This is a genomic window from Brevundimonas sp., assembly GCF_046299595.1.
In the GTDB taxonomy this organism is placed as follows: domain Bacteria; phylum Pseudomonadota; class Alphaproteobacteria; order Caulobacterales; family Caulobacteraceae; genus Brevundimonas.
Genome location: NZ_JBKBHQ010000001.1, coordinates 1821424 through 1846512 on the forward strand (window position 1 = coordinate 1821424; position 25089 = coordinate 1846512).

Below are 25089 nucleotides of genomic sequence, written 5' to 3' on the forward strand. Positions count from 1 at the left end.
CGTGCCTGCCGCATCTGATTGCGGCGCGATCAGGCCCTTGCCGGCCGGACGCCTGGGTAGCTCAGTTGGTAGAGCAGCGGATTGAAAATCCGCGTGTCGCTGGTTCGATTCCGGCCCCAGGCACCACTTCCCGCCTTCGACACATCACGAACGATCCGAAATCGCCTGCGTTACGGCATTGGTGCCTGGCGAGGCCCATTTTTCAGGCGCTGGCGCTGAGGCTGACCGAGCGCAGCAGGCTGACGATTTCGGGCCCACTTCCCGTTCCGCGCGCCGCAAGGATCTGCTCCAGCCGGGGCGCCAGTTCGGGACTGATGCGCGCGGCGGCCATGCTCCAGCCCTCGAAGCTGCGCGCGTTTATCGGGCCCTGTTCAAGGATGCGGATGTCGCCGTGGCGCGGGTCGGCCGAAATGCGTTTCAGCGCCAGGGCCAGCTGATCGGCGCGGCCCTCCAGCACCTGCACGAAGTGCTCGCGGTGGGCAGCCAGGGCACCGGTCAGGCCGTCGCGGGCGTTGTTGCGCTGGGACTGGGCAAGGATGGTCGCCAGATTGAGCAGCGAGCCGGTGCTGTCGGTGGCACGGCTCTCATAGACGACACGTTCGAGCGAGGAGGCCATGGCACGCAACTTTCCACTGATGAACGAATGGGCCGAATGTGCCGCAAGGTTGTGTCCAAACCCATAACGTGCAGAGCTTTGGCCACGGGCGGGCTCTGGCGTCTTGTGGCGCGGCGCCGATGGGCCTAGGCTTGGCGCGTTCTCCCGGGGGCGACTGAGGGTCGCTGAGATTGGGGCCTATCCCCTGACCGGTCGAACCTGATCCGGGTCATGCCGGCGAAGGGACGGGAACGGGCGGCCCGGCGCAACGCGACACCCGGATACCGCCCCGCCTTTTCTGATCGTCGGCGCACCCTCTTGCGAGAAAAGAGGCCGCGCCATGAACATCAACATCACCCCCGACGCGCTCACACCCGAAGCCGCGCAGGATGAGGACGCGCGCGAGACGGTAGCGCCCGATACCTCTGACGTCCTCAAGCAGCGAGCGACCGCGTCGCGAGCGGTAGGACCCATAAAGAAAAACCCTTCGCGCGCCCCCCAGACCGGCGATGTCACGGTGGGCCCGCGCATGGGCGGTCGCAAGATCTACGAGGCGGGCACCCTGTTCCCGCACATCCGTGTGCCCCACCGCCAGATCGACCTGCACCCCAGCGCCGAAGAGCCGCCCGTGGTGGTCTATGACCCCTCCGGCCCCTACACCGACGATGCGCCCGACATCGACATCGCGCGCGGCCTTGCCCGCCACCGCGAGGCCTGGCTGGCCCGGCGGGGCGACGTGGAGCGGGTAGAGCAGCCCCGCCAGGTCAGGCCCGAGGACAACGGCGGTGCCAGCGGCGCGCATCTGGCCCCTGCCTTTGACGACAGCGCCCGCACCATCTGGCGCGCCCGCCAGGGCCGCCCCGCCACCCAGATGGAGTATGCCCGCGCCGGGATCATCACCGAGGAGATGGAATATGTCGCCATCCGCGAAAATCTCCTGCGCGCTCAAGTGGCGAGCGCCCGCGGCGCGATAATCCGCGACGGCGAGGATTTCGGCGCCGCCATCCCCGACTTCGTGACGCCGGAGTTCGTGCGCGACGAGGTGGCGCGCGGCCGCGCTGTCATTCCCGCCAACATCAACCACCCCGAGCTGGAGCCCGCCATCATCGGGCGCAATTTCCTGGTCAAGATCAACGCCAACATCGGCAACTCGGCGGTGCTCAGCCATGTCGCCGACGAGGTGGACAAGATGGTCTGGGCCACCCGCTGGGGTGCCGACACGGTCATGGACCTCAGCACCGGGCGCAACATCCACAACATCCGCGACTGGATCATCCGCAATGCGCCCGTGCCCATCGGCACCGTGCCCATCTATCAGGCGCTGGAGAAGGTCGGCGGCGTGGCCGAAGACCTGTCGTGGGAGGTGTTCCGCGACACCCTGATCGAACAGGCCGAGCAGGGCGTGGACTATTTCACCATCCATGCGGGCGTGCGCCTGCCCTTCGTGCCCATGACCGCGAAACGCGTCACCGGCATCGTGTCGCGCGGCGGCTCGATCATGGCCAAGTGGTGCCTGGCCCACCACCGCGAGAGCTTCCTCTACGAGAACTTCGCCGAGATCTGCGAGATCATGCGCGCCTATGACGTGACCTTCTCGCTTGGCGACGGCCTGCGCCCCGGCTCCATCGCCGATGCCAATGACGAGGCCCAGTTCGCCGAGCTGCGCACCTTAGGGCAGCTGACCAAGGTGGCGTGGGAGCACGGCTGTCAGGTCATGATCGAGGGCCCCGGCCATGTGCCCATGCACAAGATCAAGGCCAATATGGATGAACAGCTCAAACATTGCGGCGAGGCGCCGTTCTACACGCTGGGGCCGCTGACCACCGACATCGCGCCGGGCTATGACCACATCACCAGCGCCATCGGGGCGGCCATGATCGGCTGGTTCGGCACGGCCATGCTCTGCTACGTCACGCCCAAGGAGCACCTGGGGCTTCCCGACCGCGACGATGTGAAGACCGGGGTGATCACCTATAAACTCGCCGCCCATGCCGCCGACCTGGCCAAGGGCCATCCGGCGGCGCGCCTGCGCGACGATGCCCTGTCACGCGCGCGCTTCGAGTTCCGCTGGGAGGATCAGTTCAACCTTGGCCTCGATCCCGAGACGGCGCGCAGCTTCCATGATGAGACCCTGCCCAAAGAGGCCCACAAGACCGCCCACTTCTGTTCCATGTGCGGCCCGAAATTCTGCTCGATGAAGATCAGCCAGGACATCCGCGACGCCGCGAAAGCTCAGAACGACGCGGGCCAGAGCCTGGAGGCGGAAGCGGGCATGGCCGAAATGGCAGCCAAATTCCGCGCCAGCGGCGGAGAGATCGAGGTGAAGGTTTGAGGGGCTGGGCGGGCGGCGCAGGCTCGACGTCAGAAGTGCCGCCCCACATATCCGATCTTCACACGCGGCCTTGATTGGCTGATAGCGAAATAAATTCGCGCGCATTTGTCGGGATGAGTGCCGTCAGATGGCTTCAAATGGAGTTCGCAATGAACGTCAATTCCGTTGATCCGAAACGTTCTTGCAGCTTTCTCGGAACGGCTGTTCTTCACGGTCTCTGACTCGCCGCTACATTCGATGCCTTTACCTCGAAGCCAAATCGGGATTGTTTTTCCGATGTTGCCTTTGCCTTCTTCAAGTGCGATCGAAAGCTCGTTCAGCGCTTGCAAATAATCCATTATTTTACCCGGCGGACCAGCGGTGGCGGAAAGAGTTGCGACCGAATCCTTTATTGTGTCCGCAAATTCTAAGTCTGAGGCGAATGCCTGGGTCGCGCGGCCCACAGCCTCACTGACGGTGGCTGGTGGAGCTTCAGTTTCTTCGATTTCAGCCGCGTCTGCCCCAAGGTCACCTCGGTAGTAGGCAGCGCGAAGACCGATGAGCTCGGCCTCCGCGTTCTCGATTTGGGCCTTCAGTTCTTTATTGCGCGCTCGGAGGGCATCGTTTTCCTCGGCGTAGACATCTGCGAGTTGCTGATAGTCGGCATCATCTATGGCCTTCTTGAGCGCAAATTCTATCCTTGATGCAGCGCGTCGTTCTTCAAGTTCAACGAACGCCTGATCATCAGACACGTAGCTAGATGCCTCGATGACGCGGCGCGTAATGGTGTTGTCGAGCCATTTCTGCGCGTCATCCAGTGTGTCGTACCGGGCGAGAACCCGATCCGCTCGCCAAAGAGTGTGCCTGAACGGAAGCCCTCGCCCAACACCGCCTGGCCAGTAAATTCGGACCGCCCCATTATAACATGACCATTGCTCACCGAGGCTGTCCGTCAAGTCCCAGCTAGCGGCTTGGTCAAGGACGCAGACGTGAGCTAATGCCGAAATGCGTCTTGCAAGATTACCAGCTAGGTCTGGGAATTCTACGTGATCGTCAATCTTTGAGATCGCAATCACAGGGAGAGCGCGATCCTCCGAAAGAATCAAGTCTTTGAACAGTTTTACGTTGCTCGTACCGACAGGGAACGGGCTCGAGAAAACTCTGTCTCTCCCGTTCTCCACATGCCATGCGGTCCCCGTTCCGATTACGTCGTGAACAAAGCGGGGTGCGCGTAACGCGACGGTGGGTCTTGACACTCCCGTTGCAACTACTCCCAAGTCGGCGGTGAACCGCACTTCGTTGTCGGACGATAGCAATGCAGCCTGGGTGGTTAGTTTGCCCCCAATGATGTCTTCTGTGACACGAACTCTCAAGAGTCGGCTACCTTCCACATCCTCCTGGGCGATTGCAGCGATGGCCGGTCGCCCGTCCCTACGAAATCGATACCCGCCCTCGTCATCGCGTTCGAATTTGCCAGCAAACCATGTTTGCAGCATCGCCGCTACTTCGTCGAAAAGCTTGGGCTGTGCATTAGGGTGCACTAATTTGAACTTGGCTACTGAACGCATTGTGCCCCCTGCGTGCTGCTTGGCCATGGCATTTTCACTTGCAAATCATCAGGGCTCAACCCCTTCTTTCGAGATGACTACTTTTGTCTTTTTCGCTGGCCTAGCGGTGCCGAGGAAATCGGCTTCATCCACGGCTTATCGAAGCAGCTGATGGGAACCGTTCGCTGAATACAGATCAGAAAGAGATGTTGGTTTTCGCCGAGGTGCGGGAGCGCCTGCACCGAAAGGCGGGTGATTATTTCGCCTTTGATATGAAGCGATGGGACAGAGCCAAACGGAGATTATTCTTCGGGGCGACTGACGCCCTTCTCGACACCGAGTTCGCCTTGTCGAATGTGGAACGGGGAATTCCGGCAGATAGGCAGCATGCGATTCTAGCCTGCTATGGCTATCTCCAAGCTCTCTATATCCAACAGGATGCTGTAGCTCTCATATGGAAGGCGCTAGATCTATCAGGAGAACCGCTTGCCGATCCAAAGATCCAAAAAGTTCGAGAGTTGCGAAACCGTATTGCAGGCCATCCCGCTCGAGCCGAGAAAATGGGGCCGGGCAAACGCCCCTCATCTGCTATCATCAACCTTCACGACATCAACCCATCGAGCGGCTTCAAGGCTGTGATCTACTACGATGACGGCATGGACGTTGTTGATGTCTCTTTCGCTCAGCTATTCGCAGACAATTGCTGCGGACTTACGGAATCGCTGTTGGAGGCCGAGCGTACAATGGACGAACGAGAAGCTGCATTCCGGCAGGCCGAGAGCACTCAACCGCTTTCTGTGGCCTTCGAGAATGGCCTGACGTATACCCTCGAAAAGCTCCGTTGCGGACCAGACGACAGCCGCCGAGAAATGGCCATGCGGATGCTACACAATAGACTCGATGACCTCGAGGCACACTTGAAAGGCCGCAATTTTTGGTACGAGGCGTCCGATTACCCAATTGATTCAATACGCGCCGGACTCAGGTTGGGTGAGCGATTGCACGAAATCTCTGAACCGGGCCGTGTTGAGCAGACGTGGTGGCTTATTAGCGAGGGGATCGATTCTCACGTTCGAAATCTGCTTGGGCACCTTCGTGCGCTTGACGAAAAGCTCGCTGAGGCACCTGGTTAGGCCCCCGCTATTTACCCTGCCCCAGAACGGCGGGCACGGCGTTGGTGTCGCGCGCGCCACGGGGCGGGGCCTCGCACGGAGGAAGGGCGTGGTTCCCCTAGCGGCCCGGGGCCAGCACCCCGCGCGCGGTCGGTCTGCCTGCCGCCGTGTCACCCTTCCCTTGCGCCCCGGCAGAACCTCGCCGTGCGCCCCCACCACGCAGCGCATCGCTGCGTCCTCTGAGGCTGCAGGCTTGACGGCGGGGGCGGGGAGGGCCACCTGACGGGCTGTCGGGCAGGGCACGGCAGCAGGCCACGACACCAGGCCACGACACCAGGCAAGGGGGGCGGGCATGAAGATCGACATTCTGTGCACCGCGCCCGATCACCCGGTCGTGCCATGGCTGCGCCGCTGGATGGACGAGACGGGCCGCGCGGGCCATGTGATCGCCCTCCACCATGACCGCTCCAGCCTAAGCGGCGGAGACGTGCTGTTTCTGATCTCGTGCAGCCAGCTGATCGGCGAGGCGGTGCGAGGGAAGTACGGCGAGGTGCTGGTGCTGCACGCCAGCGACCTGCCCGCCGGGCGCGGCTGGAGCCCGCATATCTGGGCGATCCTGGGCGGGGCCGAACAGGTCACCCTGTCGATGATCAGCGCCGCCGATCCGGTCGACACCGGCGACATCTGGGCCAAGACCACCTTCGATGTGCCGCGCCATGCCCTGCACCATGAGATCAATGCGGCCCTGTTCGAGGCCGAGCTGGCCCTGATGAGCCGCGCGCTGGAGATGATGGAGGCGGGCGAGCGGCCGGTGCCCCAGCCCCCTTACGTGCCCGGCGAGGGGGCCGCGCCGCCGTGGTGGCCAAGGCGCACGCCCGCCGACAGCGCGCTTGACCCCCAGCGCCCGCTGGCCGAACTGTTCGACCAGATCCGCGTGGCCGATCCCGAACGCTATCCCGCCTTCTTCACCCTGCACGGGCGACGTTTCACCCTTCGCATCGAGAGCGCCGAGACCGATGACTGAGTTCGCCATTGATGGACGCCCCATCGGGCCGGAGCATCCGCCCTATGTCATCGCCGAGGTCTCGGCCAACCACAACGGGGACCGCGACACCGCCCTGCGCATGATCGGCCTGGCGAAAGAGTGCGGGGCCGCGGCGGTCAAGATCCAGACCTATCGGCCCGACACCCTGACCATCGACTGCGACAACGACTGGTTCCAGATCAAGGGCGGTCTGTGGGACGGGCGCACGCTCTATGATCTTTACGGCGAGGCCTTCACGCCCTGGGAATGGCACGGCGCCCTGTTCGAGGAGGCGCGTGCGCAGGGCATCACACTGTTCTCGTCGCCTTTTGACACCACGGCGGTGGACCTGCTGGAGGACCTGGGCGCGCCGGCCTACAAGATCGCCTCGTTCGAGGCCGTGGACCTGCCGTTGATCCGCTATGCGGCCGGCACCCGAAAGCCCATGATCATCTCGACGGGCATGGCCGATGCCGACGAGATCGGCGAGGCGATTGCGGCGGCGCGCGAGGGCGGGTGCGAACAGCTGGCCATACTGCACTGCGTCAGTGGCTATCCGGCTCCCGCGCGCGACTACAACCTGCGCACCATTGCCGACATGCGCGCGCGCTTTGGCCTGACGGTGGGTCTGTCCGACCATACGCTCGACAACACCACGGCCATCACCGCCGTGGCGCTGGGGGCCAGCATCTTTGAAAAGCACTTTACGCTGGACCGCAGCGGCGGCGGGCCTGACGACAGCTTCTCGCTGGAGCCCGAGGGCCTTCGGGAACTGTGCGAGGGCACCCGCACCGCCTGGGAGGCGCTGGGCCGCGTCGATTACGGGCGCAAGTCCAGCGAGCAGGGCAATGTCGTCTTCCGCCGCTCGCTGTTCGTGGTGGCCGACATCAATGAGGGCGAGCCGATCACGAGCCAGAACGTGCGCTCGATCCGCCCCGGCTATGGCCTCGCGCCCAAGCATCTGGACGCGGTGCTGGGCCGCACGGCGGTGCGGGCGCTCAGGCGCGGCGAGCCGCTGCGCTGGGACGACATCAGCGCCTGAGACGTGCCCCCTGAGGCCGCGTGCGCCCAGAGGCAGCGTGCCTAGTGCAAGGCCGCCTTGCCGATCTCCAGCCCGTCGCTGCCCGCTGACACGGCGATCACGCTGCCGTCCTCCAGCTCGCCCGCCAGCAGCTTGCGCGCGATGGGGTCGGTCAGCTCCTTCTGGATCACACGCTTGAGCGGGCGCGCGCCATAGGCCGGGTCGAAACCCCGCTCGGCCAGCCACGCCAGCGCCGCGTCATCGAGGCTGAGCGCCATGCGCCGGTCGGCCAGCAGGGCCTCCAGACGCGCAAGCTGGATGCGCACGATGGCGCCCATCTGCTCGCGGCCGAGGCGGCGGAACAGGATGATCTCGTCGATGCGGTTGAGGAACTCGGGCCGGAAGTGTGCGCGCACCGCCTCCATGACGATGGGGCGCACCGCCTCGACGTCCTCGCCCTCGGGCTGGGCGGCCAGGGCGTCAGAGCCCAGGTTCGAGGTCATGATGATCAGGGTGTTCTTGAAGTCGACAGTGCGGCCCTGGCTGTCGGTCAGGCGGCCGTCGTCGAGCACCTGAAGCAGCACGTTGAACACGTCCGGGTGGGCCTTTTCCACTTCGTCGAACAGCACGACCTGATAGGGCCGCCTGCGCACGGCTTCGGTCAGCGCCCCGCCCTCGTCATAGCCGACATAGCCCGGCGGCGCGCCGATCAGGCGGCTGACGGCGTGCTTTTCCATATACTCGCTCATGTCGATGCGCGTGACGGCGGCCTCGTCATCGAACAGGAAGGCGGCGAGCGCGCGGGTCAGCTCGGTCTTGCCCACGCCGGTGGGACCGAGGAACAGGAACGAGCCCAGCGGGCGGTTCGGATCGTTCAGGCCCGCGCGGGCACGTCGCACCGCATCGGAGACCGCTTCCAGCGCCGCATCCTGACCGACCACGCGCGCGCGCAGCGCATCTTCCATGGCCAGCAGCTTCTCGCGCTCGGCTTCCAGCATCTTGTCCACGGGCACGCCGGTCCAGCGGCTGACCACGGCGGCGATCTGTTCGGCGTCCACCACCTCGGGCGTGAGGGGCGCGGCCCCTTGCGCGGCGGTGGCCTCGGCCTCGGCAAGCTGGCGCTCGAGTGCCGGAATCTGGCCGTAGGCGATCTCGGAGGCGCGGGCCAGATCGCCCGCCCGCTGGGCGTGGGTCAGTTCAAGTCGCAGGCGCTCCAGCGTCTCGCGCAGGCGCGCGCTCTCGCCGACCTTGTCCTTTTCCGAGCGCCAGCGTGCGGTCAGGGCCGCGGACTGCTGTTCCAGCTCGCCGATCTCGCCTTCCAGCCGATCGAGGCGCGCGCGCGACCCGGCGTCGGTCTCCTTGCGCAGGGCCTCGCGCTCGATCTTGAGCTGGACGAGGCGGCGGTCGATCTCGTCCAGGGCCTCGGGCTTGGAGTCCACGTTCATGCGCACGCGCGAGGCGGCCTCGTCGATCAGGTCGATGGCCTTGTCGGGCAGGAAGCGGTCGGTGATGTAGCGGTTCGACAGGCTCGCCGCCGCCACAATGGCCGAGTCCGAGATGCGCACGCCGTGGTGAACCTCGTACTTCTCCTTCAGCCCGCGCAGGATCGACACCGTGTCCTCGACCGAGGGCTCGTCCACGAACACGGGCTGGAAGCGCCGCGCCAGGGCGGCGTCCTTCTCGACGTGCTTGCGGTATTCGTCGAGGGTGGTGGCACCCACGCAGTGCAGCTCGCCGCGCGCAAGCGCCGGCTTGAGCAGGTTGGAGGCGTCCATGGCGCCATCGGTCTTGCCGGCTCCGACCAGGGTGTGCATCTCGTCGATGAACAGCACGATCTGGCCTTCGGCGGCGCTGACCTCGCCCAGCACGGCCTTGAGGCGTTCCTCGAACTCGCCGCGATACTTGGCCCCTGCGATCAGCGCGCCCATGTCGAGGGCCAGCACGCGCTTGTCGCGCAGGCTCTCGGGCACGTCGCCATTGACGATGCGCAGCGCCAGCCCCTCGACGATGGCGGTCTTGCCCACGCCGGGCTCTCCGATCAGAACCGGATTGTTCTTGGTGCGGCGCGAGAGCACCTGGATGGTGCGCCGGATTTCCTCGTCGCGCCCGATCACCGGATCGACCTTGCCGTCGCGCGCCGCTTCGGTCAGGTCGCGGGCATAGCGCTTGAGCGCGTCATAGGCGTCCTCGGCCGAGGCGCTGTCGGCCGGGCGGCCCTTGCGCAGGGCCGTGGCGGCCTCGTCGAGACGCTCGGGCGTGACGCCATTGTCCTTGAGGATGCGCGCGGCCTCTCCGCCCTCGCGCGCCAGGGCCGACAGCAGGCGCTCTGAGGTGACGAAGGCATCGCCCGCTTCCTTGGCGGCGGCTTCGGCGGCGGCGAATGTGCGCGCCATCTCGGGCTTGAGATAGAGCTGGCCCGAGCCGCCCTCGACGCGCGGCAGCCTTGACAGCGCGCCTTCCACCGCCGCATCCACAGCCGCCGGGCGACCGCCCGCGCTCTCGATCAGCGAGCGGGCCAGGGCGTCGCGGCTCTCCAGCAGGGTTTTTAGCAGGTGCTCGGGCGCGAATTGCTGGTGGCGGCGCGCCAGCGCCAGGGTCTGGGCCGACTGCACGGCCTGACGGGCGCGGTCGGAGTAGAGGTCAAGGTCCATGTCTTCCCCTGCATGAGGCGGATGAAACGCACGCGCGCCCCCGATGTGGGCGACGCACCTGCGCGGGTCATGGAACAGGTGGGTGAGCGGGCCGGGCCCTGCAAGGGCCGCTCGCCGTCAGCCCCCGGTGGGCGCGGTCGAGAAGTCGAACTGCTCGGGCTGGCGGCGCGGGCTGGAGCCGAAGCTGTAGGTCAGGCCGATGTAGAAGGCGCGCAAGGACACCTTCTGCTCGAAGCGCTCGCGGAACAGCGGGGTCTCGAACACCGTGACGTTGTTGAAGGTGTTGAGCACGTCGCGCCCGGTCACGTTCAGCGACCACTGCTCGTTCAGGCGGCGGCGATAGCCGATGTTGAGCATGCCGCCCGCCTCGCGCGTGCCCTGGGCCAGCAGGCTCTCGCCCTGCCAGAAGCCGGTCACCTGGACGAAATTGCGATCATCGGGCTGCCAGTTGAGGCTGGCGCGGCCGCTGGCCAGGGTGCCCGAGCGGTCGCTGCCGCCCGCGATGCCGCCTGCGTCGATCTCCTGATAGAACAGGTTGACGCTGGCGTTGTAGCGCAGGGTGGGGCTGATGCGGCCGCTGGCGGTCAGCTCCAGCCCGGTGTCGCGGCGCCCGCCCAGGTTCTCCGGGCGCGTCAGCAGCACGCCCCCGCCGATATCGACGGCCACGTCCGTGAACGCGCCGCTGGTCGAGCGGTGATAGAGGGTGGACTGATAGAAGGTCTGGCCCTGGCGCATCTGCCACATCAGCTCGAAGGAGTCGGTTTCCTGGGGCTCCAGGTCCGGGTTGCCCGAGCGCAGGTTCTGGGGATCCTGATAGGCGACGAAGGGGTTGAGCTGGCCGGGCTGGGGGCGCTGGATGCGGCGCGAGTAGCTGGCGCGCAGGGTCTGGGTGTCGCTGAGCTGATACTGGACGTGGGCGCTGGGATAGGCGCGGAAATAGTCCTGGCTGGCGCTCAGGCCGCCGGTGATGTCCTCGATGCGGATGTCGGCCTGCTCGAGGCGCAGACCCACCTGGGCGGCGAGGCGCTCGCTCAGGGGGCGCTCGAAGGTGGCATAGAGGGCGTGCACGCTCTGGCGCGCCTCGAAGCGGTTGCTCAGGCCCGGCACGGGCGCGAGGCCGCTGACCGAGGGGCCGCGCTCGAACAGCACGTCCTGGGTCGGGCGCTGCTGGTTCAGCTCATAGCCTGCGCGCAGGCGCCCGCCGTCCTCGGTGGGTCGCACATAGGCGCTGGTGAAGCCGAGGGTCTCCTGCTCGATGCTCTGGCTGGTGCGCTCGAAAAGGTCGGGCGCTGCCGGGGTCAGGAATCGGCTGAGCGCGACGCCGCCGCTTTCATTGGCATTGCTGTCAAAGCGCAGCTCGTTCGACCACTCGTGGCCCGCATCGTCAAAGCGGTGCACCACACGCGCCGTGGCGCCGAAGTTGGTGAAATCGAATGCGGTCTGGCCGTCGCGGCGGAAGGCGCCGGTCACGGTGCCCGCCGGATTGCGCGTCTCGAACAGGCCAATGACATCGCCCTCGCCCTCGAAGGCGACGGCGCGCAGCTCTCCGGTCAGGGAGGTGCGCGGGGTGATGCGGTATTCGGCGGTGAAGCGGCCAAAGGCCCCGCTGTTGTCGATCTCGACGCTCTGGTCGGTGGTGGTGATCGAGACCAGATCGCCGGTGACCGGATCGAACTGCTCGCGCTCGCGGATGAATCCGACCGAGTTGGGATCGGCGCGATAGCTGAGATCGCCCGAAAGCGTCACGCGATCCTTCTGCCACGAGCCGCTGATGCCGGCGTTCCAGCGGCCGTCGGTGCCGACATTGAAGCGCGCCGAGCCGGTGGTCTGCACGCCCGCGCGCGGCGCGGTGGGACGGGTGATCAGATTGATGACCCCGCCCGAGCCCTCGGGGCTGTAGGCGGCGGACGGATTGGTCATGACCTCGATGCGCGCATACTGGCTGGCGGGCAGCTGCAGCAGGGCCTGGGCGCGGCCGGGGCCGGAAAGGATGCCGGACGGGCGACCGTCGACCAGGATCGTGACGTTGGAATCGCCGCGAAGCGAGACATTCCCCTGAGGGTCCACATCGACCGAGGGGATGTTGCGCAGGGCATCGGCCAGGCTGCCGGTGGTCGCCTGAAGGTCATTGGCGAGGCTGTAGCTGACCGAGTCGATCGAGGTGCGGATCTCGCTGTTGGGCGCGACGATCACCAGACCTTCGACCGCCGTGGGCTCGGCGGGCCCGTCCTGATCGTGCTCGTCCTGATCGGGCTCGTCGCCGTCCTCGGGCGATGATTCCTCGGCGCTCGACGGCTGCTCTGCGTCGGCGGCGGCAGGCTGCCGGGGCGTGGGCTGGGCAGGCGTCTGGGTGCTTGTGGGCTGGGCACCTGTATGCTGGCTTGCGCCCTCGTGATCCATGGCGGCGGCCATGGCGGGCGCAGCGGCGACGAGCGCGGTGGCGGTGCCGGCGAGAAGGACGGTCTTGAGACGGATCATGTTCGTGGTGCCCCTGCGGACCCTGATGGTCCGCTTCGCACCGCCGATAGCAGGGGGAGCCTGTGCGCCCCAGTTAAATCGCCGTCATCTGAACGGGCACAATCCTGCCGCATTTCAGCGTCTTGCGACAGGATCGCATCTGGCCGTGCGCGCAGGAGCCCCTCACGCCCGCGGCTCGGGCATGAGGGCCGCTTGCAGGGCTCGCCTACTGGGTCATGTACTGGAAGTAGAAGGTCGCCACCGAACGGAAGTCGGGCGCACAGGCGGGCAGGTTCAGCTCGGCGTCCCAGCGGCTGCGTTCGGAGCAGATGAAGTTGACCATGTCGGCCCCGGCGGTGTTGGGGCTGACCGTGTCCCAGTCCGAAGAGGCGGTGTTGTAGGGCACGACCACCTCGAAGGCGCGGTTGTAGCCCACGACATTGAGCAGGCGCGTCTGGCGCGTGCGGCAGTTGACCTGGGTGGTGGTCACATAGGCGTGGATGGTGGTGCCGGCGAAATTGTGGCCGTTCTTGAAGGTGCCCATCTCCATGATCGAGCGCACATCGCCATTGATCGACAAGCTGCGCTCGTCGACGAAGCGGGCGGAGTTGTCGCCGAAGTTGACGGCCCAGATCGGGCCCATGCTGCTGGACTGGGCCGTGGCTGCTCCTGCGGCGGCCCCTGCGGCGGCCAAGGCGGTGCCGAGCGCGACAGTGGCCGTCGCGGCAAGGGTCAGTGCGGTGGTGCGGATGCTCATGTGGTTCTCCCCCGGAAGCGATCAGAGTAAAGGCCCAAAAGCGCTCAGGGCCAAGCGTTCATTGCCCTGTCACTACATCTGCGCTGCGCACTGTGGCACCCCCGGGACGGGGGGGCGAGAGGGGGGCGAGAGGGGCGGGCGCAACGGACTGTCGCATTGCCGAACCGGGGACGCCCTAGCTGGCGGGCACCAGCTCCAGGATGTCGAGGTTCGATTCATACTGCGGCCAGGGCATGACGAGGCGCCAGCGGTTCGGCTCCACTCGCTCCAGCACGCCAACGATGTCGCGCTCGGCATTGAGGCCGTAGGAGGTGGCCGGAGGCTCGTTGCCTATTGCGAGCGAGCCGAGGAACACCATGCGCCTGGGGCTTTCGGAAAAGAACAGGCCGAACTGACGCTGGGAGCCGGTCAGCTTGGACAGCTTGAGACCGCCGGGGGTCTGTTCGATGCGGCACTGGAACCAGCCATAGACCACATAGCCAAGCCCGCTCTCGCCCGACTGGGAGCCCAGCTTGATGGTGCGGCAGCGGTACTCCCCCGGCGGCGGGGTGACACTCGCCTGGGCCGCGTCGGGATCGATCAGGCGTCCGAGACTGCGAAGATCGCCCGATCCCTCCTGGCGGCGCGCCTGAGCCAGGGCCAGCGACCAGGCCGCATCGAGCCGGTTGAGCCGGTCGCGGTCGTAGGAGGTGATGATGGTGCGCCAGTCCTGCTGGATCGGCCCTCCGCCACCGGGCGCGCCGGGAAGCGGCGGGGGCGCAGGCGGAGGCGGCACGCTGGCACAGCCGCCGATCAGGGCCACGGACAGGCTCAGGCAGGCAAGGGAACGAAGCATGGGCGACCTCTGACTGGGGGCGAAGGAGGCATTTGCTCGCAAGCCCTCGTGACGGTCAACACTGTGCAGCCCCGAGGCAGAGTCAGGGATGGTCGGCGCGCGCACGCACGCCCCGCCGCAGGCCCGTCTCGATGCTGGCGCGCAATGTGGTCACATCCAGAGGGCGAGACAGGTGCAGGGTAAAGCCGCGTCCCGGCCCCGCAGGCTCGCCGATGCCCGGCGCGCGCCCCAGCAGGATCAGCGACAGGTGCCGCGTCAGGGGGTGGGCACGCAGGTCGGTCTTGAGCTGGCGCGCAGGTGCATCGGGCAGGTCGGTGCTGGCGATGACCAGATCGGGCTCCAGCCCCTCGGCCAGCGACAGCGCCTCGCGGGCCGAGCGCGCCACGTGCAGGCACACCGGCGGCAGGGTCGAGAGCACATGGCGGACAAGGGCGATACCCGCCGCGCTGTCGTCGGCATAGAGCACGACGGGAACAGCGTCCGGCCGTGCAGCCGCCGGCGCGCTTGATGCGGGCGCGAGTGCGGCGCCCGGTGCCAGCGGCACTGAAAGGCTGACACGCAGGATCTCGCCGGCCCGCAGGGCATGGACTCGTTCGTGGCACAGCTCGAGGCCGAGCCTGCGGGCAAGGCGCATGGCCACGAACAGGGCGAGGGCCATGGGGTCCATGGGCGGCTCGTCACCGGCCAGCCGCTCGAGGCGGGCCTGACCAAGGGTGCAGCCCTCGATCTCGAGGGTCAGGCACGCGTGACCGGCCCGCGACGCCACGCTGGCGCTGACTCGCCCGCCCGCAGGCACGTTGCGCGCCAGATGGCCGAGCAGGCCGGACAGCAGGCGCGACAGGCGGCCCGGGTCGGTCATGCAGACCAGCCCGCGCGGGGCCGGGGCCATGAGCCAGCGCACCGCGCGCCCTCTCGCCTCGTCGCCATATTCCTCCAGCAGCCGTGAGGACAGAAGGCCGATGTCGGTGGGCAGGCTCAGCGGCGGGTCGGCCAGATCGTCCGCCGCCCCGATCAGGCGAGACAGGTCGCGCGCGGTGGTGAGGATGTGCGACAGGGCGAGGCTCTGGCGCGCCGACAGGCTCTCGCCCGGGCCTGGGTGGCGCAGAAGCTCGGCAAAACCTTCGATGAGCGACAGTCGCGAGGCGAACGCCGGACCCAGCCATGCGTGATCGCGCGGCGCTTGCGGGCCTGGTCCTTCCAGGTCCAGAACGTGAGACATGTCAAAAGCCCTCGCAGCCGATCAATGCTGCGAGATTACACACGCGAAGGTTGCGTTATAATAAACAGCAACCCTGAGGGTCAGGCGTCCTCGCCCACGCTCGTCTCGGCCTTCTTGCGTGGGCTGCGCCGGCGGGCCTTTGGGGCCTCGTCGCCATCGCCGGCATCACCACCGGTCTCGCCCGGTGCCTCGGCAGCGGGCTTGCGCGCAGCGGCACGCGAGGGGCGGGTCAGAAAGCCGGGCAGGGATGCGGCGTCCGCGGAGGGGGCGTCGGTGTCGGCGGCCGTCGGGCCTCGAGTCTCGCTGCGGTTGGCGGCTTCCGGGTCGATGACCTCGATGGGGCTGCGCTGGCCGCTCTCGCGCTCATCGCGATCGTCGCGGTCATGACGCGGGCGGCGCTCGTCGCGGCGACGCTCCCAGCGCTCGCGGCGGCTCTCGCGGCGGCTGCCTTCGCGGCCCTCGCCGTCCTGGCGGGCACCCTCGCCGTTCTCGCCATCAGTGCTCTCGCTGCCGAAGCCCTGATGTTGATTCTGGCCCTGATTCTGGTTCTGGCCCTGGTTCTGGCCCTGGGCCTGCCTCTGGGCCTCGGCGGCGGCAAAGGCAGCGGCCTGGGCGCCGCTCTCGTCCTCGAAGTCGATGTCAAAGCCCTGGTTGAAGGTCTCGCGCGCGGCGATGTCGGACACGGGCCGGTTGGGCTGAAGGGCGCGCAGAACGCGGAAATAGTGCTCGGCGTGCTGCAGATAGTTCTCGGCCAGCACCCGGTCGCCCGACGAAAAGGCATCGCGGGCAAGCTGCTGGTAGCGCTCATAGACCGTCTGGGCGTTGCCGCGGACCTTGATGCCCTCGGGGCCCTGCGAGTCCCACGACCGGTTCGGATTGGTCGTGTTGCCCTGGTTGCCGCCCGGCTTGCGGTTGCGCCCGCGCTGGCGCTTCATGCCCTTGAAATCTCTCATCGCACTCTAAGACCGTTGTGCAGGAACTCTGTGATCGGGAGGCCGCCAGCGGTGTGCGCCCAGAAAGCGGACATCCGGCGGTCGTGGCCATAGCTGTTCTGTGGGGCGCGGCGCGGGCCTGATAGGAGGCTCAGGCGATAGGTGGTGACGAGCCCGATTGTTTGAAAATGCGCTTCCGCCTCATGCCCCTGCGCCCGATGGCCAGACGTGCAGGCGCTCGCAGGAACCTGGGGCGGCGAACCGTCCAAATGCTGCGATTTGTTGGAAGACGCCCAAGACTTAGCGCGTCACGCACGCCTTTCCAAGACTTTTTGCACCGCGAGGCCCGCAAAAAGGCTTGCTGCAGCGCAATGGACGTGCAGGCTCAGCCAAGGCCCGTCGGCTTCAGACCCGTCACCACGCGGTCGCGGTCGCCAAGGTCGCGCACCGTGCGAAGCTGCTCGAAACCGGCCTCGTCCATGATGGCGGTAACGGCTGCGGCCTGATCAAAGCCGATTTCGAGCACGAAGGGCGCGCCGGGCTTGAGCACGCGGGCGATCTCGGGGGCAAGGGCGCGATAGGCCTCAAGGCCGTCTTCGCCCCCATCGAGCGCAAGGTGCGGGTCGTGCTCGCGCACCTCGGGCTCCAGGCCGGCGATGTCAGGCGTGGGGATGTAGGGCGGGTTGGAGACCACCAGATCGAAGCAGGCATCGGCCAGCCCGCTCGCCCACGGTGTGCGCAGGAAGGCGGCCCGCGCCTCAAGGCCCAGCGAGGCGGCATTGTCGCGCGCCACGGCCAGCGCTTCCTCGCTGATGTCGGTGCCAAGACCGCGGGCGGCAGGGCGCTCGGCAAGGATGGCGAGCAAGATGGCGCCCGAGCCCGTGCCCATGTCCAGCATGGAAAAGCCCATGGCTTCGGGAAAGGCGGAAAGCGCCGTCTCGACTACCGTTTCGGTGTCGGCGCGCGGGCTCAGCACATCGGGCGTGACCGACAGCATGACCTTCCAGAAGGCCTTGCGTCCGAGGATGCGCGAGACGGGCTCGCGCCGCTCGCGACGGGTGAGATAGTCCTCGAGGCGCGCCAAGGGCTCCTCGTCCAGCACGCGGTACGGATCGGTGAGAATCTCCAGCCGCGTGGCGCCGGTTGCCGCCTCGAGCAGCAGGCGTGCGTCGATGGCCGGGCTGTCGATTCCGGCGGCCTTCAGGCGCGACTGGGCGCTCTTCCAGGCGCTGACCAGGGTGGCGGGGCCATGTGCCGGTCCGGCATCAGGGTTGGACGTCTGGCTGCTCATGAGGGGGCATCTGCGCGCTTGCGGGCCATTAGGCAAGAGTGGCGTGGGCGCGGGAACGTGAGCGACGGCCCTCTCGTTAGGACCGCATGACGTTCCATATCGACGCCGTGAAGTCGCGCCTGAGGGCGCTGGGGTACAAGCTGGAAAAAGGTTTTGGACACGTGCTCGCGCCAGGGCGCAGCGCCACGTCAGCTAACAGTCTCGGGAAAGTGCGCATTCCCTTCCGGTCTCTGGCGGCGCTGGGTGCCGGGCTGGCTGCGGGTGCAGCCATCGCCCATGGCCTGGACAGCCGACGCCGGCTCGACGCCGTGCTGAACCCCGACGTGCCCGACACCCCCGCCGACTTCGAGGCGCGCGAGCCGGGGCGCGGGCGCAATGCCCAGTGGCCCTGGCAGATCCCGGCGGCGGGATGGCACGATGTGCTCTGGCGCACGGGCGCGAGCTATCTCGGCGATCGCACCAACTTCGTGGCCGGAACCGTGGCTTTCTTTGCGGTGCTGTCGCTGTTTCCCACGCTTGCCGCCTTCGTGACGCTGTATGGCCTGTTCGCCAATCCGGTCAGTGCGTGGGAGCATCTGACCTATGTCACCAGCGTCCTGCCCGCCGAGGTGGCCGGGTTCATCGGCGACGAGATGAGGCGGCTGGCCAGCGCCGACCGGCCCACCCTCGGGTTGACGCTGGCGGGCTCTCTGCTGGTGTCGCTGTGGACGGCCAATCTGGCGGTCAAGGGGCTCTTTTACGGGCTGAACATCACCTATCACGAGGCCGAGCGGCGCGGGCCGATCGCGTTCAACCTGCTCGGATTCGCCTTTACGCTCTCGGCGCTGGCGTTCCTGCTGGTAGTGACAGGTCTGGTGGTGGCGGTGCCCGTGGTCCTGCGTACACTGGGCCTCACCGAGGAGTTCGCCATGATCGCGGGCCTGCGCTGGCTGGCGCTGCTGGGCGTGTATCTGGTGGCCCTGATGGCGCTTTACCGCTGGGGGCCGTGCCGGGCGCGGGCCAGGTGGCGCTGGCTGGTGCCGGGCGCGGCCTTTGCGGCGCTGGGCTCTCTGGCACTGTCGAGCCTGTTCTCGTGGTATCTGTCCACCTTCGCCGATTTCAGCCGCTCCTACGGCTCGCTGGGTGCGCTGATGGGCTTCATGGTGTGGGCGTGGATCAGCGCGCAGCTCGTGCTTCTGGGCGCGGCGCTGAATGCGGCGCTGGAGCACCAGACCGCGTGCGACACCACCATCGGCGAGCCATGCGCCCTTGGCGAGCGCGGCGCCACCGTGGCCGACAGTGTCGGACCCAAGGCGGGCTCGAAGGCCGCCATCGCCATGACCATGAAGCACGCCGAGGCGCTCACGGCCCGGCTTGTCCGCCGCCAGCGCGGCGACCAGAGTCAGTAAAAAAAGCCCCGGCACGTGCGGCTGGGGCTGATCGGTTCATCACCGGAATGGCGGGATCAGGGCTTCTGCACCCACTGTCCCGAGGCCGTGCGATACCAGGCGCCGGACGGCAGGCCCGGCAGGATGCGGCTCTCGAACATGGCGGCGCCCGCCACATCGACCGAGGTGCCAGCCTCGCGCGCGCTGGCCGCATAGCCCTGACGGCGGGCGTCATTGACCGCCTGAACGGCAGCGCGGATGTCGGCGGTGGCGGCGGATTCGTTGCGGATGGCGGCAAAGCCGGTATGCAACTCGCCCACGATACCCTGGGTGCGCGCGCTCTGGAACAGGCTGCGCTCGGCCTGGGACTGGGCGTAGGCGTGGCCCGCGACGCCGACGCCGGCGATCAGCATCGCGCTGGCCACGGCGGTGAGAAGGGTGCGGAAGGTCATGGTCATGTGCCTCGAAAAGGGGTCAGCCTCAGAACAGGTCCGGGTTCTGCTCGTAGAAGCGCCTCAGCTCCTCATCCAGACGCACGCGCACGTCCAGATCGAGCTTGGCGTAGATGTGAATGGGTTCGACCTGCAGGCGCACGGTCGGCGTGCAGGCCGCCGCGCCCACGGTGATGGCGGTGGCGCTGGCGAGGATGGCTAGGTCGCGTCTGGTCATCGACGTCACGGGCTCCGGCAGGCACGGATAGGGAAACACTCACGCTGACAAGGCCCTGTATCGCACACCAGACCTGTCACCAAGCATCTAACGCGCGTGCCCATGAACGGGTTCTGAATGGCGCAAGCCCGCTGGTGCTGCCGCCCTAGGGGCCTTCCTGACGGGCCATCTCCTCGCGAAGCTGCTCGATCAGCTCGTCGAGATTGAGCGAGACATCCAGCGTCAGATTGACCTCGGTGCCCGAAGGCAGTGGAAGCGGCCCCGACAGGAAATCCTGATTGAGAAGCTGCGCGGGCGTCAGGCGGATTTCCTGATGCTCGGGCGGGTCGTGGCGTCCGCGCAGACGGAACACCAGGCCGAGCCGCCCGCCGGGCAAGGTGCGCACATCCGCGGAAAGGATGTCGAACGCCATGTGCTCCAGCGCCTGATAGGCCAGATCCTGCACCACGTCGGGCGCTTCGGCACTGCCACCGTCTGCAGACACGTCGGTCAGGCCCCCGCGACGGATGGAAAGTCGGCCCGGCCCCGTGGCGGCCAGCTGACCATCAATGATGCGCACGCGCCCGTCCGCATCCGACACGAACGGCAGGCGCCCCGAGACGCGGGCCTCTACGCGCACCGTGTTGCCGAACCCCGCGTCCACGATGATCTGGCCCAGATCGACGTCCTCCAGCACCAGCACGCCATCAAAGGCAATGGAGGGGGTGAGCGGCAGGGTCATGGGCTCGATGCGCACGCGCCCGCCCGCCGCGCGCAAGGTGGCGGCATCGATCACCAGACCTGTCGGGCCGAGCGAGAAGGTGGCCTCGATATCCTCCAGCGCCGTGACGGCCGCGACGCGCTCGGCCCTGAGGCGCTGGACCGGGGCGGTGGTCAGGGGCACCAGCGAGGCGAAGTCCAGCGTGCCCGACAGGCCCTCGACGCGCCCGGCGGGACTGTCGAAATCGAGACGCTCGATCACGGCGCGCCCGGTACTCGCGCTGTCGTCGCGGGTCCAGTCGAAGCGGCCTGCGAAGTGGGCGCGGCCCTCGGCGTTTCCGGTCACGAGGTTGGCCCCTATGGGCGTCAGGCGCGAGGGCTGCAGCCCGTCCTGGGTGAACGACAGGCCGGTCATGTCGAAGGCGACGCCGCCTGCGCCGGTGCCCTGATCGTGATCGAGGCTCATCTGGCCCAGGTGCCGGCCGTCCGCACGCAGGGCCAGATCGCCGCGCCAGCGGTCACGCGCGAGCGTGATGCGCCCGTCGCTGGCCAGCGGATTGAAACGGGGCATCTCGGCGGTGTCGCTCAGGGCTGCCGCGCGCACATCCACCTCGGCCTCAAGCCCGGCGGGCGTATTGGCGAAGGTGAGCGGCCCTGCGGCCTCGCTGATGGCGATATCGAGAAAGTCCACATGGGCCGAGACACCGCGCGCCTCGGAGACAAGACGCCAGTTGCCGCCGCTGATGGTCAGCAGCGGGGCCGAGACGGGGCACAGGGCACCGGACAGATCGCTGACGGTATTGTCCCCGAACACCAGCGCGCGGGTCGAGACACTGACGCACTCGCGCGCCGCAAAGCGCGTCTGCCCGCCAGCATTGGCGAGCTGGCCGCTGAATGTCAGGTCGATGCCTCGCGCAAAGTCGTAGTCTAGGCCGGCACGCCCGCTCACGTCGGCGATGAAACCCCCTGCGGGCAGGCGAAGGTTGCGCACCTGAACCGACGCATCGGGCAGGCCGCCACCTGCGCGGGTCGAGATCATCTCGAAGCTGCCGCCCGAGCCAAAGTCGGGCGTCGCGCGCCACAGGGGCTGGGCGGGAGCCGCGCTGATGCGGATCTGGCCGCCGGTGCGAGGCGTCAGGGTCAGGGGCGCGCCCAGCACCACCTCGGTGCCCGAGGTGCCGGTGGCCACACGAATATTGGGCGCGCTCAGGGCAAAGTCGCCCAGCGCACGCTTCAGGGCGATCAGGTCGCCGTTGTCGCCTGCGCGCGGCGTGCCCAGCAGGTCGAGCGCGCCGCCGCGAGAGGAAAGACCGAGGCGCAGGTCGATCAGACTGGCCTGCGAGATGCGCACATCCGAGATCACCGAGCCGCTCACACCGTTGAGGGTCAGAGGGCCGCTGCTCGCGCTGCGGGCATTGAGGCGCAAGGGGCCGGTAATCTCGAGTGCGCCGCCGCGCCCGCCGGCCACCACATCGCTGCCCGCAAGCTCCAGTCCTGACAGGTTGAGGCCCGCTGTGCGAAGCTGCGCCGTACGCACGCGGGCAGGACCGTCAAAACGCCAGCGCAGGCCCTCGCGCCCGGACGCCAGTTCTGCAGGCGCCGAGCCGAGGCTGACGTCGAGGCCCCTGGCATTCAGCGAAGGGGCGCCGAGCACTGAGGCGCTCATGCGCATGGCGCTGTCGCCAGACAGGCGCCAGTTGTCGAGCCAGCCTGCGCCCATGCCGTCGAAATCGAGGCTGAACGTCAGATCACGCGCCGTATTTTCGCCTGCGCCGAAGCTGTCGGCGGCGAAGCTGAGCGACAGGCGGGCCGGACCGTCGAGCTGGCGGCGCAGGGTGTCGGGATAGGCCAGGTCCGCGCTCAGCTCCAGGCGGGCACCGGCCAGCGAGAGCGCACCGCCCGCCCCGCCGCCTTCCTCGCCGCGGCTGAAGCGGGGCGCGCTGGCGCGAAGGGCGACGTCGGTGCGGTTGCCCCGTGTGACGAGGGTCAGGCTGGAGGCCCCCACCTCGGCCTCGAAATCCGGGCCGCTCAGCGGACCGCCCCCGGTGCTGGCCGACAGGCGCAGCAGGCGGCCCTGATCGGCCACAAGGTCGAGGCGCGCGGGCAGCACCCCGCCGCGTGTGACCAGATTGAGCCGCCCCTCCTCGACGCTGACGCGCGGGGCGGGCACGTCGGGGCGCGGCTCGCGCTGGCTGAACGTCTCGATCAGCGGATCGAGCGCCCCGAAGCCGAGGCGGCCGTCCTCATAGCGCACGCGCAAGGTGGGGCGCAGGATGCGGATGTCGGTGGGCGTCAGGCCCAGCCCGCCGCGCGACCAGGGCGCATTGACGCTGTAGCGCACCACCATTTCCTCGGAGGCGAAGTCGGGATCTTCGGGATCGCCTATGACGATGCTGCCGACAAAGCCGTCCAGCTCGATGGAGCGCACCTCGATCACGGCGGGGATGCCCCGGCGCTCGAACCAGTCGCTGAGCACCTGATGGGCCGCCTCGCGACGCAGGGTGTAGAGCACCAGAGGTGCCAGTGTCAGCAGCAGCAGAACCACCAGCAGCACGATCAGGGCACGCCGCATCACCCGGCGCAGGCGCGATCCGCGCGCCCGGAGCCGCGCAGGGCTCTCGGCTGCCCGGCTTTCGCCTTCGGGCCTGCCCCCGGGAGGAGGCTCGGGGGGAAGATCGGGAAGCTGGGGCTCGGGCGTGTCGTTCACAATCGCGTTTGTCCGGCGTGATCACTGGGCAGGGTCAATGACACCAGAAGACTGAAGCCCCGATGAAGGCTGATAGGCCCTCAGCACTGAAAGCGCAAAGGCCGCTGCGGTTGCGTGTCACGATGAAGAGTGGCTGCGGGCCACAGAGGGCTCAAGCACTTTGCGCACAAAGGTGTCCGCGCCCCGGAGCCACCAGCAGATCAGCGCCCGCACCGGCCCGCACAGGCTCGCCGCCCGTTGGCCGAGGCGCAGGCCTCCCCGTTCCGGCCAGCGCCTTGCAGGACATCTTCCCGCGAGGGTCGAAATGGCACAGACCCTTCGCGCGTCGGGTGCTGGACACGGGGTTGAGTCGCTTGGCATAACGCCGCAACGCGTAAAAATGCTTGAAGTTAACTGCCTGTGAAGGCCATGCTTCCCAAGCTTGGGAACTCGGGCTATAGGCCTGACGGCTTCTTTTAGTGCCAGTGAAATCAGGCGCCGCGCAGGGCGTCGCAGCAGATGACGGGACCGATGGCTCAGTTCGATCCACGCCGCCAGCCTACGCGCTTTGCGCCCCACCTCTTCACCGTTGCCGCCGCGATCGTGGTCGCAACCCTGGCCGGCAAGATCGTTCAGCCCGTCACCGCAGAACCCATTGCACCCCTCACGCCCGAGCAGGTCGCCGCGCTGGAAGCGCGCGCCTTCACGGCGGCGGGCGCACCCGAAGGCATGGGCAGCCCCGAGGCCATTCCCGTTCAGGTCCGCTCCGGCGAGACCTTCGAGCAGGCCGTGCGCCGCGCCGGTGTCGCCGAGGACGATGCGCGCGAGGTCGTGCGCGTGCTGTCCGATGCCTATGACGTGGTCAACATCCGCGCCGGGCTGCGCTTCGAGACCGCCGTGGCGCGTCCGCGCGGTGATCGCGTCTCCGAAGGCCGCCTGATCGGCCTGACCATGCGCACCAGCCCCGCGACCCAGCTGACGGTGTCGCGCAGCTTCGACGGTGCCCTGCACGTGCGCGCCCTCGAGGAACTGATCACCCAGGAAGTTCACGTGGCCACCGGCGAGATTCACGGCTCGCTGTCCCAGTCCGCCCAGCGCCTCGGTGCCAACTCTCGCATCGTCAGCGCCGCGACCCAGCTTTTCGCTCATCGCCTCGACTTTGCCCGCGACATCCGCGCCGGTGACAGCTTCACCCTCGTGTTCGAGCGCAGCGTGACCGAGAGCGGACGCACCGTCGAGACGGGCGAGCTGCTTTACGCCGAGGTCAAGGGCCAGGTCTTCTATCGCTTCCGTCCCCAGGGCGCGAGCGAGTACAAATACTTCGACGCCGAGGGCAAGAACATCCGCGGCTTCCTGCTGGCCACGCCGATCGACGGCGCGCGCATCAGCTCCAGCTTCGGCATGCGTCGCCACCCGATCTCGGGCTATCAGCGCATGCACCAGGGCATCGATTTCGCCGCCCCCACCGGCACACCCGTGCTGGCCGCTGCCGACGGCGTGGTGGTCGAGGCGCGGCGCTGGGGCGGCTATGGCAACTGGGTGCGTATCCGCCATTCCGACGGCTGGGAGACCGGCTATGCGCACCTGTCGCGCTATGCCCGTGGCCTGCGCCCCGGACAGCGGGTCAGTCAGGGTCAGGTGATCGCCTATGTCGGCTCGACGGGGGCCTCCACCGGTCCGCACCTGCACTATGAGCTGTGGCGCCATGGCCAGCGCGTCAATCCGCGCGGTGCGCGCGTGCCTCAGGGCACGGTGCTTTCGGGCCGTGACCTCAACGCCTTCCGCGCCGAAAAGGCCCGCATCGACGCCATGATCGCCGCCGCCCGCAACGGCGAGCGCGTGCCGGTCGACGGCATCCGCCGCACCCAGGGCTGATCCCGAAGCGGCATCCGGCACTATCCGGCAGACGCCTGCAT

General features: G+C 67.6%; 18 protein-coding genes, 1 tRNA gene and 1 riboswitch. Of the genes, 7 read left to right on the forward strand and 12 right to left on the reverse strand.

From position 1 onward, the window contains the following. Positions 1 to 50: 50 nt before the first annotated feature. Positions 51 to 126: transfer RNA gene (locus ACK4E3_RS08920), tRNA-Phe, on the forward strand. A gap of 76 nt (positions 127 to 202) precedes the next feature. On the opposite strand, the gene ACK4E3_RS08925 is transcribed toward ACK4E3_RS08920, so the two are convergent. Next, a complete protein-coding gene (locus tag ACK4E3_RS08925; protein WP_409699386.1) occupies positions 203 to 616 on the reverse strand; it encodes a BLUF domain-containing protein in 414 nt (137 codons plus the stop codon). 134 nt (positions 617 to 750) lie between these two features. Beyond that, a riboswitch (TPP riboswitch) is annotated at positions 751 to 859 on the forward strand. A 265-nt stretch (positions 860 to 1124) separates the two neighbouring features. Between ACK4E3_RS08925 and thiC the strand changes: the two genes are divergently transcribed. Then, positions 1125 to 2927 (forward strand): phosphomethylpyrimidine synthase ThiC, encoded by a 1803-nt coding sequence (gene thiC / locus ACK4E3_RS08930; protein WP_409701205.1) that lies wholly within the window; start codon positions 1125 to 1127, stop codon positions 2925 to 2927. Between the two features lie 29 nt (positions 2928 to 2956). Here the strand turns inward: thiC and ACK4E3_RS08935 are convergent, their stop codons facing one another. Beyond that, positions 2957 to 4474, reverse strand: coding sequence for a hypothetical protein (locus ACK4E3_RS08935; protein ID WP_409699389.1), 1518 nt, complete (start codon positions 4472 to 4474; stop codon positions 2957 to 2959). Between the two features lie 185 nt (positions 4475 to 4659). Here ACK4E3_RS08935 and ACK4E3_RS08940 point away from each other — a divergent pair, with 185 nt between their 5' ends. The 3 genes from ACK4E3_RS08940 (at position 4660) to pseI (ending at position 7631) form a co-directional block, all read left to right on the forward strand. Continuing rightward, on the forward strand, positions 4660 to 5586 hold the full coding sequence (locus ACK4E3_RS08940; RefSeq protein ID WP_409699392.1) for a hypothetical protein: 927 nt from the start codon (positions 4660 to 4662) through the stop codon (positions 5584 to 5586). A 331-nt stretch (positions 5587 to 5917) separates the two neighbouring features. Continuing rightward, the gene (locus tag ACK4E3_RS08945) at positions 5918 to 6589 is read left to right on the forward strand and encodes a formyltransferase family protein (RefSeq protein ID WP_409699395.1); all 672 of its coding nucleotides are present in this window, start codon (positions 5918 to 5920) and stop codon (positions 6587 to 6589) included. After that, entirely contained in the window at positions 6582 to 7631 is a 1050-nt protein-coding gene (pseI, locus tag ACK4E3_RS08950; RefSeq protein ID WP_409699397.1) for a pseudaminic acid synthase, read from the forward strand. Before ACK4E3_RS08945 ends, pseI begins: the two co-directional genes overlap by 8 nt. 41 nt (positions 7632 to 7672) lie before the next feature. Here pseI and clpB read toward each other — a convergent pair whose 3' ends face one another. The 7 genes from clpB to prmC all read right to left on the reverse strand — a co-directional run bounded on the left by clpB (position 7673) and on the right by prmC (position 17752). Next, positions 7673 to 10261, reverse strand: coding sequence for an ATP-dependent chaperone ClpB (gene clpB, locus ACK4E3_RS08955; RefSeq protein WP_409699399.1), 2589 nt, complete (start codon positions 10259 to 10261; stop codon positions 7673 to 7675). Positions 10262 to 10378: 117 nt separating this feature from the next. Next, a complete protein-coding gene (locus ACK4E3_RS08960) occupies positions 10379 to 12739 on the reverse strand; it encodes a TonB-dependent receptor domain-containing protein (RefSeq protein WP_409699401.1) in 2361 nt (786 codons plus the stop codon). A 205-nt stretch (positions 12740 to 12944) separates the two neighbouring features. After that, positions 12945 to 13475: a surface-adhesin E family protein gene (locus ACK4E3_RS08965; RefSeq protein WP_409699403.1), complete on the reverse strand. Its 531-nt coding sequence runs from the start codon at positions 13473 to 13475 to the stop codon at positions 12945 to 12947. A 175-nt stretch (positions 13476 to 13650) separates the two neighbouring features. After that, positions 13651 to 14310, reverse strand: coding sequence for a DUF4893 domain-containing protein (locus ACK4E3_RS08970; RefSeq protein ID WP_409699405.1), 660 nt, complete (start codon positions 14308 to 14310; stop codon positions 13651 to 13653). Positions 14311 to 14392: 82 nt separating this feature from the next. After that, positions 14393 to 15529 (reverse strand): two-component system response regulator, encoded by a 1137-nt coding sequence (locus tag ACK4E3_RS08975; protein ID WP_409699408.1) that lies wholly within the window; start codon positions 15527 to 15529, stop codon positions 14393 to 14395. Between the two features lie 80 nt (positions 15530 to 15609). Beyond that, positions 15610 to 16464 (reverse strand): DUF4167 domain-containing protein, encoded by an 855-nt coding sequence (locus ACK4E3_RS08980; RefSeq protein ID WP_409699411.1) that lies wholly within the window; start codon positions 16462 to 16464, stop codon positions 15610 to 15612. 382 nt (positions 16465 to 16846) lie between these two features. Continuing rightward, the gene (gene prmC / locus ACK4E3_RS08985; RefSeq protein WP_409699414.1) at positions 16847 to 17752 is read right to left on the reverse strand and encodes a peptide chain release factor N(5)-glutamine methyltransferase; all 906 of its coding nucleotides are present in this window, start codon (positions 17750 to 17752) and stop codon (positions 16847 to 16849) included. 86 nt (positions 17753 to 17838) lie between these two features. Here prmC and ACK4E3_RS08990 point away from each other — a divergent pair, with 86 nt between their 5' ends. Next, positions 17839 to 19140 (forward strand): YihY/virulence factor BrkB family protein, encoded by a 1302-nt coding sequence (locus ACK4E3_RS08990; RefSeq protein WP_409699417.1) that lies wholly within the window; start codon positions 17839 to 17841, stop codon positions 19138 to 19140. Positions 19141 to 19196: 56 nt separating this feature from the next. Here the strand turns inward: ACK4E3_RS08990 and ACK4E3_RS08995 are convergent, their stop codons facing one another. The 3 genes from ACK4E3_RS08995 to ACK4E3_RS09005 all read right to left on the reverse strand — a co-directional run bounded on the left by ACK4E3_RS08995 (position 19197) and on the right by ACK4E3_RS09005 (position 23194). Beyond that, a complete protein-coding gene (locus ACK4E3_RS08995) occupies positions 19197 to 19571 on the reverse strand; it encodes a DUF1318 domain-containing protein (RefSeq protein ID WP_409699420.1) in 375 nt (124 codons plus the stop codon). Between the two features lie 28 nt (positions 19572 to 19599). Then, positions 19600 to 19788: a YnbE family lipoprotein gene (locus ACK4E3_RS09000; protein ID WP_409699423.1), complete on the reverse strand. Its 189-nt coding sequence runs from the start codon at positions 19786 to 19788 to the stop codon at positions 19600 to 19602. Between the two features lie 145 nt (positions 19789 to 19933). After that, on the reverse strand, positions 19934 to 23194 hold the full coding sequence (locus tag ACK4E3_RS09005; protein WP_409699426.1) for a YdbH domain-containing protein: 3261 nt from the start codon (positions 23192 to 23194) through the stop codon (positions 19934 to 19936). 510 nt (positions 23195 to 23704) lie between these two features. Here ACK4E3_RS09005 and ACK4E3_RS09010 point away from each other — a divergent pair. After that, entirely contained in the window at positions 23705 to 25048 is a 1344-nt protein-coding gene (locus ACK4E3_RS09010; protein ID WP_409699428.1) for a M23 family metallopeptidase, read from the forward strand. Positions 25049 to 25089: the final 41 nt, after the last annotated feature.

Coding starts and splice junctions, on each gene's coding strand:
- ACK4E3_RS08975 (WP_409699408.1), bottom strand. CDS start 15,529: ATGTCTCACGTTCTGGACCTGGAAGGACCAGGCCCGCAAGCGCCGCGC.
- ACK4E3_RS08935 (WP_409699389.1), bottom strand. CDS start 4,474: ATGCGTTCAGTAGCCAAGTTCAAATTAGTGCACCCTAATGCACAGCCC.
- ACK4E3_RS08925 (WP_409699386.1), bottom strand. CDS start 616: ATGGCCTCCTCGCTCGAACGTGTCGTCTATGAGAGCCGTGCCACCGAC.
- ACK4E3_RS09010 (WP_409699428.1), top strand. CDS start 23,705: ATGGCTCAGTTCGATCCACGCCGCCAGCCTACGCGCTTTGCGCCCCAC.
- ACK4E3_RS08970 (WP_409699405.1), bottom strand. CDS start 14,310: ATGCTTCGTTCCCTTGCCTGCCTGAGCCTGTCCGTGGCCCTGATCGGC.
- ACK4E3_RS08940 (WP_409699392.1), top strand. CDS start 4,660: ATGTTGGTTTTCGCCGAGGTGCGGGAGCGCCTGCACCGAAAGGCGGGT.
- clpB (WP_409699399.1), bottom strand. CDS start 10,261: ATGGACCTTGACCTCTACTCCGACCGCGCCCGTCAGGCCGTGCAGTCG.
- ACK4E3_RS08995 (WP_409699420.1), bottom strand. CDS start 19,571: ATGACCTTCCGCACCCTTCTCACCGCCGTGGCCAGCGCGATGCTGATC.
- pseI (WP_409699397.1), top strand. CDS start 6,582: ATGACTGAGTTCGCCATTGATGGACGCCCCATCGGGCCGGAGCATCCG.
- ACK4E3_RS08945 (WP_409699395.1), top strand. CDS start 5,918: ATGAAGATCGACATTCTGTGCACCGCGCCCGATCACCCGGTCGTGCCA.
- prmC (WP_409699414.1), bottom strand. CDS start 17,752: ATGAGCAGCCAGACGTCCAACCCTGATGCCGGACCGGCACATGGCCCC.
- ACK4E3_RS08990 (WP_409699417.1), top strand. CDS start 17,839: ATGACGTTCCATATCGACGCCGTGAAGTCGCGCCTGAGGGCGCTGGGG.
- thiC (WP_409701205.1), top strand. CDS start 1,125: ATGGGCGGTCGCAAGATCTACGAGGCGGGCACCCTGTTCCCGCACATC.
- ACK4E3_RS09000 (WP_409699423.1), bottom strand. CDS start 19,788: ATGACCAGACGCGACCTAGCCATCCTCGCCAGCGCCACCGCCATCACC.
- ACK4E3_RS08965 (WP_409699403.1), bottom strand. CDS start 13,475: ATGAGCATCCGCACCACCGCACTGACCCTTGCCGCGACGGCCACTGTC.
- ACK4E3_RS08980 (WP_409699411.1), bottom strand. CDS start 16,464: ATGAAGCGCCAGCGCGGGCGCAACCGCAAGCCGGGCGGCAACCAGGGC.
- ACK4E3_RS08960 (WP_409699401.1), bottom strand. CDS start 12,739: ATGATCCGTCTCAAGACCGTCCTTCTCGCCGGCACCGCCACCGCGCTC.